General features: G+C 30.3%; 12 protein-coding genes. 3 read left to right on the top strand and 9 right to left on the bottom strand.

What is annotated here, in order from left to right; translation table 11 throughout:
• Positions 1–37: 37 nt before the first annotated feature.
• Together carB and rpmH are read right to left on the bottom strand one after the other, a co-directional pair.
• Entirely contained in the window at positions 38–2,890 is a 2,853-nt protein-coding gene (carB, locus tag CW733_RS02240; protein WP_100995289.1) for a carbamoyl-phosphate synthase large subunit, read from the bottom strand.
• Between the two features lie 100 nt (positions 2,891–2,990).
• Complete coding sequence (rpmH, locus tag CW733_RS02235; RefSeq protein ID WP_034059443.1) at positions 2,991–3,152, bottom strand: 50S ribosomal protein L34; 162 nt, start codon at positions 3,150–3,152, stop codon at positions 2,991–2,993.
• A gap of 303 nt (positions 3,153–3,455) precedes the next feature.
• Between rpmH and CW733_RS02230 the strand changes: the two genes are divergently transcribed.
• On the top strand, positions 3,456–4,037 hold the full coding sequence (locus CW733_RS02230) for a hypothetical protein (RefSeq protein WP_100995287.1): 582 nt from the start codon (positions 3,456–3,458) through the stop codon (positions 4,035–4,037).
• Positions 4,038–4,107: 70 nt separating this feature from the next.
• Here CW733_RS02230 and cls read toward each other — a convergent pair whose 3' ends face one another.
• From cls to CW733_RS02215, 3 genes are read right to left on the bottom strand one after another with little or no spacing between them, the layout of a single operon-like run.
• Positions 4,108–5,565: a cardiolipin synthase gene (cls, locus tag CW733_RS02225; RefSeq protein WP_100995285.1), complete on the bottom strand. Its 1,458-nt coding sequence runs from the start codon at positions 5,563–5,565 to the stop codon at positions 4,108–4,110.
• Positions 5,566–6,495 carry a lytic transglycosylase domain-containing protein gene (locus CW733_RS02220; RefSeq protein WP_100995283.1) on the bottom strand — a complete coding sequence of 310 codons (930 nt, stop codon included), beginning with the start codon at positions 6,493–6,495 and terminating at the stop codon, positions 5,566–5,568.
• Positions 6,496–6,545: 50 nt separating this feature from the next.
• Entirely contained in the window at positions 6,546–7,208 is a 663-nt protein-coding gene (locus CW733_RS02215; protein WP_100995281.1) for an alpha/beta hydrolase, read from the bottom strand.
• A gap of 122 nt (positions 7,209–7,330) precedes the next feature.
• Between CW733_RS02215 and CW733_RS02210 the strand changes: the two genes are divergently transcribed.
• Entirely contained in the window at positions 7,331–7,627 is a 297-nt protein-coding gene (locus tag CW733_RS02210) for an N-acetyltransferase (protein ID WP_100995280.1), read from the top strand.
• Positions 7,628–7,680: 53 nt separating this feature from the next.
• Here the strand turns inward: CW733_RS02210 and mtaB are convergent, their stop codons facing one another.
• Together mtaB and CW733_RS02200 are read right to left on the bottom strand one after the other, a co-directional pair.
• Positions 7,681–9,006: a tRNA (N(6)-L-threonylcarbamoyladenosine(37)-C(2))-methylthiotransferase MtaB gene (mtaB, locus tag CW733_RS02205; RefSeq protein ID WP_100995277.1), complete on the bottom strand. Its 1,326-nt coding sequence runs from the start codon at positions 9,004–9,006 to the stop codon at positions 7,681–7,683.
• 84 nt (positions 9,007–9,090) lie between these two features.
• A complete protein-coding gene (locus tag CW733_RS02200; RefSeq protein ID WP_100995275.1) occupies positions 9,091–9,936 on the bottom strand; it encodes a T9SS type A sorting domain-containing protein in 846 nt (281 codons plus the stop codon).
• A gap of 274 nt (positions 9,937–10,210) precedes the next feature.
• Between CW733_RS02200 and CW733_RS02195 the strand changes: the two genes are divergently transcribed.
• The gene (locus tag CW733_RS02195) at positions 10,211–11,824 is read left to right on the top strand and encodes an ABC transporter substrate-binding protein (RefSeq protein ID WP_100995273.1); all 1,614 of its coding nucleotides are present in this window, start codon (positions 10,211–10,213) and stop codon (positions 11,822–11,824) included.
• Here CW733_RS02195 and CW733_RS16390 read toward each other — a convergent pair.
• A complete protein-coding gene (locus tag CW733_RS16390; RefSeq protein ID WP_157811523.1) occupies positions 11,814–11,990 on the bottom strand; it encodes a hypothetical protein in 177 nt (58 codons plus the stop codon). The two genes, CW733_RS02195 and CW733_RS16390, sit on opposite strands and share 11 nt — an antisense overlap.
• A gap of 432 nt (positions 11,991–12,422) precedes the next feature.
• Positions 12,423–13,124, bottom strand: coding sequence for a lysoplasmalogenase (locus tag CW733_RS02185; RefSeq protein ID WP_100995270.1), 702 nt, complete (start codon positions 13,122–13,124; stop codon positions 12,423–12,425).
• Between the last annotated feature and the right edge of the window lie 29 nt (positions 13,125–13,153).

Below are 13,153 nucleotides of genomic sequence, written 5' to 3'. Positions count from 1 at the left end.
AAACTTACACTTATCTCATTTTATATAAAAAACTATTTTACTTACTTAAATACATCTTTCTACGTGAGTATAAATTATAAAACTCATCGTCTTTTAAATCATCTATAAATAATATGCTTTCTCCAGTACTTTTCATTTCTGGACCTAACTTTTTATTTACGTTATGAAACTTATTAAATGAGAAAACAGGTTGCTTAATGGCATATCCTTTCAACTGTGGATTGAAATTAAAATCTGTTACTTTTTTCTCGCCTAACATTACTTTAGTTGCATAATTTACATAAGGTTCTCCATATGCTTTTGCTATAAACGGAACCGTTCTAGAAGCTCTTGGATTGGCTTCTATAATATATACCATATCATCTTTTACAGCAAATTGTATGTTTATTAAACCTACTGTATTTAAAGCTAAAGCAATCTTATTAGTATGATCTATAATTTGTTGCATTACTAAAGGTCCTAGATTAAAAGGAGGTAATAAAGAATTACTATCACCAGAGTGAATACCACAAGGCTCAATATGCTCCATAATTCCTATTATATACACATTTTCACCATCGCAAATTGCATCTGCTTCTGCTTCAATTGCTCCATCTAAATAATGATCTAGTAACAATTGATTTCCTGGCATACGCGCTAATAAACTTACAACATGCTCTTCTAATTCTTGTTTATTAATTACAATTTTCATGCCTTGCCCACCAAGTACATAAGAAGGTCTTACTAGAATTGGAAAATCTAAAACATCCGCAATTGCTGCTGCTTCGTCTGCAGTTGTAGCAATATCGAATTCTGGATAGGGAATATTATTTTCTTTTAACATATTAGAGAATAAGCCTCTATCTTCAGCTAAATCTAAAGCTTCAAAACTAGTTCCTAAAATTTTAACACCATATTTAGATAGCTTTTCGGCAAGCTTTAATGCCGTTTGTCCACCTAACTGTACAATAACACCTACTGGTTTTTCATGTCTAATTATATCGTAGATATGTTCCCAAAATACAGGTTCGAAATACAATTTGTCTGCTATATCAAAATCGGTTGAAACCGTTTCTGGATTACAGTTTATCATAATTGTTTCGTAACCACATTCTGCAGCTGCTAACACACCATGTACACAACAGTAATCGAACTCGATACCTTGTCCTATTCTATTTGGACCAGATCCTAAAACAATAACTTTTTTCTTATCTGAAACTATACTTTCGTTATCTGCATAACGTTTACCATCTGGAGTTTCAACATCACTTTCGAAAGTAGAATAATAATAAGGTGTTTTTGCTTCAAATTCTGCAGCACAAGTATCTACTAACTTATAAACTCTAGTAACACCTAATTCTTCTCTTTTATTATAAACCTGACTTTCTAAACAGCCCAACATGTGTGCTATTTGTCTATCTCCATAACCTTTTTGTTTCCCTTCAAGAAGTAAATCTTTTTGGATTGTATCTATTGTAAAGGTTGAAATTTCTTTTTCTAAAACATATAATTCTTCATATTGCTTTAAAAACCACATGTCAATTTTTGTAATTTCATGAATACGGCTTAATGGAATTCCCATTTGTATCGCATCATAAATAGCAAATACACGATCCCAACTTGCATTGGTTAATTTGTCTATAATTTGATCGTAATTTTTATAACCCTTTCCATCTGCACCTAATCCATTACGTTTAATCTCTAAAGATTGCGTTGCTTTATGAAGCGCTTCTTGGAAACTTCTACCAATTCCCATTACTTCTCCAACAGATTTCATTTGTAAACCTAATGTTCTATCAGATCCTTCGAACTTATCAAAATTCCAACGTGGAATTTTAACAATAACGTAATCTAAAGTAGGCTCGAATAAAGCAGAAGTAGATTTTGTAATTTGGTTTTGTAATTCGTCTAAGTGATAGCCTAAAGCTAATTTAGCAGCAATTTTAGCAATTGGATAACCTGTTGCTTTACTAGCTAATGCTGAAGAACGCGATACACGAGGATTAATTTCGATGGCGATAATATCTTCATTTTCATCTGGACTTACAGCAAACTGCACATTACAACCACCTGCAAAATCACCAATATTACGCATCATATGGATTGCCATATCACGCATTCTTTGGTATGTTTTATCACTTAATGTCATTGCTGGAGCAACAGTTATAGAATCTCCAGTATGAATCCCAATTGGATCCATATTTTCAATAGCACAAATAATAACAACATTATCGTTAGAGTCTCTAAGTAACTCTAATTCATATTCTTTCCAACCTATTAAGGCCTTATCGATCATAACTTCATGGATAGGAGAAATTTCTAATCCACGCGTTAATAACTCATCAAAATCTTCTTCTTTATGCACAAATGAAGCACCAGCTCCTCCTAAAGTAAAAGAGGCTCTAATTATTAAAGGAAACCCAAATTCTTGAGCAATTTCTTTCCCTTTTAGATAAGAAGTAGCTGTAGCTTGCGGTGCCATAGGAATATCTATGGCAAGCATTAACTCTCTAAACTTCTCTCTATCTTCTGTAATATTAATAGCGTCTATATTAACACCTATAATTTCTACATCGAAATCTTTCCAGATTCCTTTTTCGTCTGCTTCAATACATAAATTTAAAGCAGTTTGTCCTCCCATTGTTGGTAAGACCGCATCAATATGAGGATGTTCTTTTAATATTTTAACTATCGATTTTGTGGTTAGAGGCAGCAAATAAACATGATCAGCCATTGAAGGATCTGTCATTATTGTTGCTGGATTAGAGTTTATTAAAACAGTTTCAATTCCGTCTTCTCTAAGCGAGCGTAATGCTTGCGTTCCAGAGTAATCGAATTCACAGGCTTGCCCAATTACAATAGGTCCTGAACCTATAATAAGTATTGATTTTAATTTAGAATTTTTTGGCATTTTAGTAATTTATTATGTGATGCAAAAATAGTAAAAATTAGACACAAAAAAAGGCGTTACACCTAAGTAACGCCTTTATAATATTAACAATTGTTAATCATTATTTTTTATGTCTAGTTTCTGTTGAAACAGATAATTTCTTTCTTCCTTTTGCTCTTCTACGAGCTAATACCTTTCTACCATTAGCAGAAGCCATTCTTTCTCTAAAACCATGTTTATTTCTTCTTTTTCTTTTCGATGGCTGAAACGTTCTTTTTGGCATTTTCTTATTTTTTAAATCTGAATTGTAAAATCTTTCTAATTGTTTTGGGTGACCCCTAAAACTGAGCGCAAATATACAACGACTTTTTTATTTCACAAACCTTATTTTAAAAATATTTTATTATGAATTGCTTTATTTCTAAATATGAAGCATTTGGCAATAAAATAAGCCTAAAATGAAGCACAAATCCAATTCTTAACGATGCATATTTCAGAAAAAATGAGTTTCTTTGCACTCCTATATGATAAATATAACGCATAAATCATAATAGGCATTTCAAAAAAACAATAAAAACGTATTACAATGTATAATAAAGTCTTTAAATTAATAATTGCAGGTTTAATATTAGCAACAGCTGTATGGCAGTTTACAGAAGGTGGTATTGGTAATGGTATCATGCTTATTTTCTTAGCACTCATTTTTGTGTTTCTATATTTTAAAAATGAATTTATTTTACTTGCCTTTTTAAAATTACGTAAACAAGATTTTCCAGGCGCTCAAAAATGGCTTAACAAAATTAAGAGCCCAGAAGCAGCTTTAGTAACTAAACAACAAGGTTATTTTTACTACTTACAAGGTATCATGGTTTCTCAATCTGATATGAACCTTGCTGAAAAACACTTTAAAAAAGCTGTAACTCTTGGTTTAAGCATGGATCAAGATATGGCAATGGCAAAATTAAATTTAGCCGGTATTGCTTTTTCTAAGCGTAAAAAACAAGAAGCGACTATTCTTATTAATGAAGCTCAAAAACTAGATAAGAATGATATGCTTAAAGAGCAAATTAAAGAAATGAAAGCAAATATGAAACGTGCTCAAGGTGCTCCAAAACAACATTATGGACAAGGCGGCTCTATGAGAGCGCAAAGAAGAGCTTCGAGATAGTCAAAGACTTATGTTAAAATATTAGATTCAAAAAAAGCTCACTATCGTGAGCCTTTTTTTTGTTTAAAACTTATAATAAAGGAGCCCAAAGTTTACAATAAGCTTCTTTCAGTTTTGTAAAATTAGATCTTTTCGACCATTCTTCAGGAATCATCTCTTTAGCATTTCTTAAATCAGCTATAAAATCTGCTTTTAAGTCTTCGCTTGTCTGTTTATCGTAAATAACTGCATTAATTTCAAAGTTAATTTTAAAACTTCTATAATCCATATTTGAGGTCCCTATAGTCGAAAACACATCGTCTACAACCATTGTTTTTGAGTGTATAAAACCTTTGGTATAACGGTATACTTTTATATTAGCCTTAAACAAGCGCTCTAAATACGAATTTGTTGCGTGTTTAGCAATCCAAGAATCACTTTCGTCTGGAATAAGCAACTTTACTTCTATTCCGCTAAGTGATGCTATTTGTAATGCCATGATAAATTCATCATTTGGGATAAAATACGGAGTTGTTAAATAAATATAATCATCAGCAGAAGTGATTGCAGAAAACATAACATCCATAATATTTGCCCAATCAGTATCTGGACCACTGGCTGCTATTTGTACTGCAACGTTATCATTACACGATTCATTTGGGAAATAATCTCTGGTAATTTTCACTTTGGACTCAGATACAAATTCCCAATTAATAAAAAACTGAGCTTGTAATGTTACAATTGCTCCTCCTTCTATACGTAAATGTGTATCTCTCCAATACGTTTCTTTCTCCGGCTTGTTTACATAAGAATCTGAAATATTTATACCTCCTAAATAACCAATAGCACCATCGATAACAGCAATTTTTCTGTGATTACGATAGTTCATTCTTCCTGTAAATTTCGGGAATAAAACTGGCATAAATGAATAAAACTGAACACCACTCTCTATCAATTTGTTTTTCATTTTATGCGAAATATCTGCACCAACATCGTCCACACTTAGCCTTACTTCTATTCCTGCTCTTGCTTTATCGCAAAGGATATTTAAAAATTCTGAGCCAATAACATCATCTTTTACAATGTAGTACTCTAAGTGAATGTGGTGTTTTGCTGCATTCAAATCTTGAAAAAGGCGTTTGAATTTAACTTCGCCATTATTTAGAATCTCAACTGTATTAGATAGCGTTAATGGTGCTTTATCACTTTTCTGTAATAATTTTACTAGTTTTATTTTATCTTCTAAAAAATCGTCTTCCAATTCTTGAAGTTCTTTTGTATTAAGATTTAATTCATCGTTAAGGGTTTTTATAATTTTCTCATTGAGAATATTCTTGCGATTAAATATTTTGTTCTTCCTATATTCTTGTCCAAATAAATAATAAACTAAAAGTCCTACAAACGGAAAAAACACTAGCACAATAATATATGTTAGTGTTTTGGTAGGATTGGTATTTCTAAAAAGAATAGTTATTGCTGCCGAAATAGCTAACAAGTAATTAATAACAATAATTAACTTAAACCAATTATCTTTTAGAAACTCTATCATTTATGGAGTTATAGAATAGTAACCTTTTTCTGGAATATCAATAAAATATTGTTTTTTTGAAGCATTATTTAACTTGTTCTCTCTTAACCAAGGATTATGAATTTTTAGAATTTTGTAGTTAATACCCATATCTTTTGCAAACTGTGCAAAATCTGTAACAGCAGTATCTACAGATACTTTATAGGTTGGAATGTTTGTATATAAATCTTTTTGCCTAAAGTTAAACCCATATTTTGTTGGGTTAGATAAAATTTCTTTTAAAGCTATAATTCTAAATACGTAACGACCTGTTTCTTGTCCTAAAAGCAAATCGTAATAACTTTCAACTTTCTGAGCGTCTAATCGCTTAGAAACACCATAATTTCCAGCATTATAAGCAGCAGCAGCATTGGTCCAAGACCCTAAACGTTCTTTCGATTTTTTTAAATAATCGCAAGCTACTTGTGTTGCCATTTCGAGGTTATAACGCTCATCTACATTTGCATTTACTTCCAATCCATTTTCTCTTCCTGTTGCCTTCATAATTTGCCAAAACCCACTTGCTCCTGCTGGAGATTTTGCATTTGTTAATCCGCTTTCTATTACTGCTAAATATTTAAAATCGTCTGGAATTCCGTTTTTGGCTAAAATAGGCTCAATTATAGGAAAATATTTTTGTGCACGTTTAAACATTAATAAACCATTAGATTGCCAATAGGTATTTACCAATAACTCTTTATCCATACGTTCTAAAATATCTGGATTATGTAAAGGCATGCGTTCACCAGCAAAGTCCAAATAATCTGGAACCTGCAAGGCATAAACGTTATAATCGTTAATAATTTTCTTTTCTAAATTCTCGTCTGTTGGCGCTTCTTGATAGGCGTTTATAAATAATGCTCCTAAGCATAAAAGACCAATTCCTGCTAATACTTTTTGTACAATTTTCATCATCATTTCGTTTTTTATAAAATTATAATAATTTACGGATAAACTCTTCTTTATTCTAAAATAAATTTAGGTAAATTCTCGTTAAACCATTTGTATTTATCTATTATCATTATATGTGTTCCATTTTTTACTGTAATACAATTTTCTATACAGTGATGCGGAAAAACCATATCTTTTTCTCCATGTATATGAATTACTTCTAGGATAACTTCATCCTGTTCCCAATTAATGACCTGTTCTATCGACCAATCTAAATAGTACTTATCATTAACGGAAAGATACTTCTTATACAGGTCTATACGTTTCTTTATTAAATCTCCAAACGAAAATTTAGTTAATAAATCGAGATTACTCGCTAATTGGGTTGGTAACAATTTATAAGCTTTTGTAGCTTTTAGCACTTTAAATCTTTTTGGCAGCTCATGTTTCGTTTTCACACTAGACACCACAAAAAGCTTCCGCAAAGTAATATGTTTACTCATTTCTTGAACCAAAATACCACCAAAAGACACGCCTAATAATACTACATTTTCATGATTTATTTTCTTGGTCATCCTTAAGGCATAGTTACTTAGCGTTTCGTTTTTTATAGGAATCTCCCAATGCAACTTATGCATTTGAAACTGATTTTCTGGTAATGAGATATTATCAAAAATCGATGGATTTGCTGCCATTCCAGGCATTAAATAAACATGTATTATGTCTTGATTCATAAGGATTTAACAGTGATTAACAACTAATTAACGATAAGTTTTCGTATTTTTGCAATGTGTAAAGCTATAAAATAGCTGGCATTATATTTGTTCCCTTAACAATAAATTAAACTTATTATATTATGACTGATGCTGCTGAACTGGTTGACAATGATTTTCAACGTCAATTTGAATTAAAGATTGGAGAACATTTTGCAAAGATTGAATATTCTTTGCAAGAACGAAAAATCTTCTTAACTAAGTTAATTATTCCTGAAGAAATTACAGACGAAAATTTTACTTCAGATTTTTTAAAATTAGTGTTTGAGAATATTGAAGAACGTAATTTAAGTGTTGTACCTACAAACCCTGAAATTGCTAAATTTATTCGAAAGAATAGACAGTACAAGAAATTACTCCCTGTTGGATTAAGGATTTAATTTAGAAGGTTTTAAAGACATAAAAAAAACTGAAACTAATATTTCAGTTTTTTTTATGCCATTATGTTTTCAAACTCAAACCTTACCAATCCATCATCATCGATATTAGTAAGATTAACTTGGTGTATTGTATTAACTAACTCTGGATTCCAAGGTGCTTTTACCTTTACATAGTTTTCGGTAAAACCATGAATATAGCCTGCCTTATTTTCACTTTCAAACAAAACAGATCTAGAAGTTCCTATTTGTTTTTCGTAAAAAGCACGACGCATTTTAGAGCTTAAACCTCGTAACATTTTGCTACGTTTACTTCTTACATTTTTAGGTACAACAGTTTCAAAACTTGCTGCTTCTGTATTGTCTCTTTCAGAATATGTAAACACATGTAAATAAGAAATATCAAGTGTGTTTAAAAAATTATATGTTTCTAAAAAATGCTCTTCTGTTTCACCAGGAAATCCAACAATAACATCTACACCAATACATGCATGCGGCATTACTTCATTAATTTTCGCAACACGATCTACATACAATTCTCGCATGTAACGTCGTTTCATTAACTTCAAAATATCGTTATGCCCACTTTGTAATGGAATATGAAAATGAGGTACAAATGCTCTAGATTTACTTACAACATCTATAGTTTCATTCTTTAACAAATTTGGTTCTATAGAAGAGATACGAAGTCGCTCTATACCTTCAACTTTATCTAAGGCTTGCACCAATTCTAGAAAGGTATGTTCGTGCTTTTTATTGCCAAATTCACCTTTACCATAATCACCAATATTGACTCCTGTTAATACAATTTCTTTAATACCTTTTGAAGAAATTTCTTTAGCGTTATTTATTACATTTTCTAATTCGTCACTTCTAGAAATCCCTCGTGCTAGAGGAATGGTACAATACGTACATTTATAATCGCAACCATCTTGCACTTTTAAAAAGGCACGTGTTCTGTCTCCTATAGAATAACTACCAACATAGAAATCGGCATCATTAATATCGCAAGAATGCACTTCGCCAAAATCGTTTTTGGTTAAATCGTTTAGGTAATCTGTAATTTTGAATTTCTCGGTTGCTCCAAGTACTAAATCTACTCCATTAACATCTGCTAATTCTTGCGGTTTTAACTGTGCATAACAACCTACTGCTGCTACAAAAGCATCTGCATTTGCTTTTTGTGCCTGCTTAACTATGGTTTTAAAACGCTTATCGGCATTTTCTGTAACCGAACAGGTATTAATAACATAAATATCTGCTGTTTCAGAAAAATCTACACGCTCAAAGCCTTCATCTTTAAAATTTCTAGCTATTGTAGAAGTTTCAGAAAAATTAAGCTTGCAACCTAAAGTATAAAATGCGACTTTTTTTTGTTTCATGAAAATATAATAAACGCCACAAAATTACATAAAAAGAGCGTTTTAATTAGTTAAAACGCTCTTTTATTCTAAAAAATAAATAACTTAATTTTTAATTATTTTTTTAGTTACGCTTCCTTTGTCTGTTTGTACACGTAACATATATACACCATTACCTAAGTTAGTAATGTTAATTTTTGTAGTATTATTAAAGTTTAAAACGCGTTTCCCAGTAATATCGAACACTTCTACTTTTTCAATACTTTTTGGGTTATTCATCTTAATATTAATAAAATCTTTACTTGGGTTTGGAGATATTGAAACATCATTTAGAGAAAACTCTTCTACGCCTAGTAATAAACAAGTTCCTGTAAAAGTATAAGTTCCATCTAATAATGGTGCTGTAGTAGTAACAGCCCAAACACCAGCAGTAGTATCACTTTTAGAAGCATAAGCTTGCCCTGCAACTAGAGCACCAGCTGTAACTCCTGTATCTCCATTAACTGTATTACCCATTACAAAACCTATCCAATAATTAGCAACTGTAGCTCCTGCTGTATTATCTAAAACTACAGGTGTAGTAAAAGTAAAAGTAACAGTATAAATAGCAAAGGTAGATATTGGAGTTTCTGTAACCACAGTTGGTGTAATAGTTTCTGAACTTACAACAGTACCTGGAATACCACCTACTTCACTATAAACAGTAATATCTCCTGTAGGGTTTAGAGTAGCCAAATCTGCAGTAGCCATTTTAACTGTTATAGATGTTAAAGCAAACTGAGTATAGGCGTCAACAGGGAAATCGAATGCCACATTTTGGTTATTGTTTTCAGGGTTTGTGTATACAATACTAGACACAGGAGCATCGTTACCTACCGAGCAAGCTGTTTGTGCATTAAGTTGTAAACCAAATGCAACGAGTAGTAATAATAAAATGTAGTTTTTTTTCATGATTTTAAAATTTAATTATTAATGTTAAATATAAATAAAAAATAATCAATCTCATTAATTAAACTAAAAAACTCGATCGTAGAATAGAAGTAATAGCTTTGTTTTTTGGTATTTAATCTAATTTTTTAAGTTTATTCCTAGGTTAGAATTTATATATTTACTCCCAACTTTATTTAAATATTCGTGTTTTACTTACAACTTACATTTTTTACAAATAAGTTAAAAGACAACACACTAAAACTGATAAGCAACACTTGAAGGCAAAATATTAATTATGGATTTAAATATTAATACGACTATTAAATACATACTACTCTTACTGTTATTTTTTTTGTTTTTTTCCTGCGGAAATACTAAAAACGAAAATAATCTAAACCAAGTATTTAGATATAACGAACATAAAAATATTGGATCACTAGATCCTGCTTTTGCTAAAGACAATGCCGATATTTGGGCTGTAAACCAATTATTTAATGGTTTAGTACAAATGGACAATGCTTTAAATGTACAACCAAGTATAGCTAAAAGTTGGACAGTTTCTCAAGACGCACTCACCTACTCTTTTTCACTTAGACACAATGTTTATTTTCACAAACACAAATTGTTTGGCAAAGATTCTACACGTACAGTAAAAGCTTCAGATTTCGAGTATAGTTTTAATAGACTAATCGATAAAAAGATTGCTTCTTCTGGTCGTTGGGTTTTAAATAAAGTGGATCGTTTTTCAGCAGAGAACGATAGTACTTTTATAGTTAAACTAAAACAGCCATTTCCTGCTTTTTTAGGCTTACTTACCATGAAATACTGCTCTGTGGTACCAAAAGAAATTGTAGAGCACTTTGGAACAGATTTTAGAGCAAACCCAATTGGCACTGGACCTTTTAAATTTAAACGTTGGGAAGAAAATATTAAACTTGTTTTTAGGAAGAATAACAATTATTTCGAGAAAGACGATAAAGGCAAAAAATTACCATATTTAGAAGCTATTGCCATTACTTTTTTACCAGATAAACAAAGTGAATTTTTACAATTTATTCAAGGTAATTTAGATTTTTTAAATTCTTTAGACGCTTCTTATCAAGACGATATACTAACAAGTAAAGGTGAGTTAAGAGCAAAATACAAAACTATTAACCTGATTCGTGGACCTTATTTAAACACTGAGTATTTAGCATTTTACATGGATTCTAAAGTTCCAGAAATGCAATCGAAATTAATTAGACAAGCCGTAAATTATGGTTTCGATAGGCAAAAAATGATGACGTACTTGAGAAATGGTATTGGTATTCCTGCAAATGGTGGTTTTATACCTAAAGGATTACCTGGCTATAATGCTAATATTGGCTACACTTATGACCCTGACAAATCTAAAGAGTTAATTAATCAATTTAAAAATGAAACAGGTATCAATACTCCAGAAATAACCATTACAACTACAAGTAACTATTTAAATTTCTGCGAGTATATACAACGAGAATTACAAAAAACAGGCTTAATAGTTAATGTAGATGTTATTCCTGCATCTACTTTAAAAGGTGCTAAGGCAAATGGCAAACTCGATTTATTTAGAGCCAGTTGGGTTGCAGATTATCCAGATGCTCAAAATTACTTATCGCTTTATTATAGTGATAATTTTGCACCAAATGGCCCAAATTATACGCACTTTAAAAGTGAAGAATTTAATACGCTGTATACTCAATCATTTTCTGAAACTAACACCAAAACTAGAGAAATACTTTATACTAAAATGGATAGTATAGTTATGCAAGAAGCTCCTATTGTTCCATTATACTATGATGAAGTCGTTAGATTTACACAACAGAATGTAAATAATTTAGGCATAAACCCTATAAATATGTTAGAGTTAAAACATGTTACTAAAGAGTAACTGTATCTTTTTCTAGACTCCCTTCTTCAACTAAGTCTGTAATAAAAAAATATTGCGATATTCCATAAAGCATCATTACTAATCTTTTGTAAAAAGGAAACTCTTTATAATAAAAAGAATATATTAATGTAATACTCTCACATAAAACGGCTATTGTTACACTCACTAAAATAATAGTATAACTTTTATTATTTATAGCTCCTTTTCTTAAATAAGCAAATAATAATACTATTAAACACGAATATAAATATAGTAGGGAAAAATACACCTAAATTACCTAAGACTAACAGCATAATAAAAATTAGATATATAAAACATACCAAAAGGAAAGGCAGTAATCTAAGAATTTTAAAACCCTGTTTGTTATAAAAGCGTCTAGCTTAAGACAGCTTACTAATAATAAAAAAATTACAATAGAGACAAAACAACTAATGGTTTTGTGATTAACCTTTATAGCACAGTTTCAAAAATTTAATTTTACAAAAATATCTGAAAACAAAATAATGAAAAATGCTATAGAAAAACAAGGTTTGTTGATGAATACAACTTTTATAATAGCCATATCATTAGTCTCTTTTATTCTACAATTTAATTTTTATTAACTGTTTTCTTTAGCAATTTTCACTTCAATCAAAATGCCGTAAACAATCAAAAACTGAGCTATCCCATAAAAAAGCATAACAGAAATATTTTGAAAAGGAAGTGGCCTATAATATGTTTTTACACCCATAATAACTTCAGAAAGTATTAAAAAAAACATAGCTATCAATACAAGATTATAACTTTTAGTATTAACATCGCCCTTTCTTAAATAAGCAAATATGCATAATAATAAGGAAACAAAAAAGTAGATTAAAACTGGTATAAAAAAATCACCCAAACCTTTATAAATAAGAGAGAGAACTGATACCATAAAAACAAAACCTCCAGCTAAAAATGGCACTAATCTTGAAATTTTAAAATCCCTATTATTAGTAAACCGAAAACAATACATAATCTTAGCCAAAATAAAAAACAACATACTAATAATAAAATTCAAATTATTAATATGATTAATTATACTAACACTTGCTGTCCAAAATAGAAACAAAGCCAAAAAAGTAAAATAGTGCTTTTTTTTATCGTTTTTATTATAATTTTTTAAATAAAAGACTATTAATAAAATCATAAGGAGTGATTTAGTAATATATCTATATGGAATCGGATCCAAATATAATTTACATAAAAGATCTATAAATAAAATTGAAAAATAACCGGTTACAAAATATGGTTTTTTAATATTGAAAAAATTGTCAAGCATTTTGAGCTTCAAAATTATTTATTAATATA

This window comes from Lacinutrix sp. Bg11-31, assembly GCF_002831665.1.
Lineage (GTDB): Bacteria > Bacteroidota > Bacteroidia > Flavobacteriales > Flavobacteriaceae > Lacinutrix.
Note: the sequence above shows the minus strand (reverse complement) of the source record. Positions and strands in the feature narration are given on the sequence as shown.

What these genes read in the sequence shown, in the direction of transcription:
- carB (WP_100995289.1), bottom strand. Translation starts at nt 2,890, where the DNA reads ATGCCAAAAAATTCTAAATTAAAATCAATACTTATTATAGGTTCAGGA.
- rpmH (WP_034059443.1), bottom strand. Translation starts at nt 3,152, where the DNA reads ATGCCAAAAAGAACGTTTCAGCCATCGAAAAGAAAAAGAAGAAATAAA.
- CW733_RS02230 (WP_100995287.1), top strand. Translation starts at nt 3,456, where the DNA reads ATGTATAATAAAGTCTTTAAATTAATAATTGCAGGTTTAATATTAGCA.
- cls (WP_100995285.1), bottom strand. Translation starts at nt 5,565, where the DNA reads ATGATAGAGTTTCTAAAAGATAATTGGTTTAAGTTAATTATTGTTATT.
- CW733_RS02220 (WP_100995283.1), bottom strand. Translation starts at nt 6,495, where the DNA reads ATGAAAATTGTACAAAAAGTATTAGCAGGAATTGGTCTTTTATGCTTA.
- CW733_RS02215 (WP_100995281.1), bottom strand. Translation starts at nt 7,208, where the DNA reads ATGAATCAAGACATAATACATGTTTATTTAATGCCTGGAATGGCAGCA.
- CW733_RS02210 (WP_100995280.1), top strand. Translation starts at nt 7,331, where the DNA reads ATGACTGATGCTGCTGAACTGGTTGACAATGATTTTCAACGTCAATTT.
- mtaB (WP_100995277.1), bottom strand. Translation starts at nt 9,006, where the DNA reads ATGAAACAAAAAAAAGTCGCATTTTATACTTTAGGTTGCAAGCTTAAT.
- CW733_RS02200 (WP_100995275.1), bottom strand. Translation starts at nt 9,936, where the DNA reads ATGAAAAAAAACTACATTTTATTATTACTACTCGTTGCATTTGGTTTA.
- CW733_RS02195 (WP_100995273.1), top strand. Translation starts at nt 10,211, where the DNA reads ATGGATTTAAATATTAATACGACTATTAAATACATACTACTCTTACTG.
- CW733_RS02185 (WP_100995270.1), bottom strand. Translation starts at nt 13,124, where the DNA reads ATGCTTGACAATTTTTTCAATATTAAAAAACCATATTTTGTAACCGGT.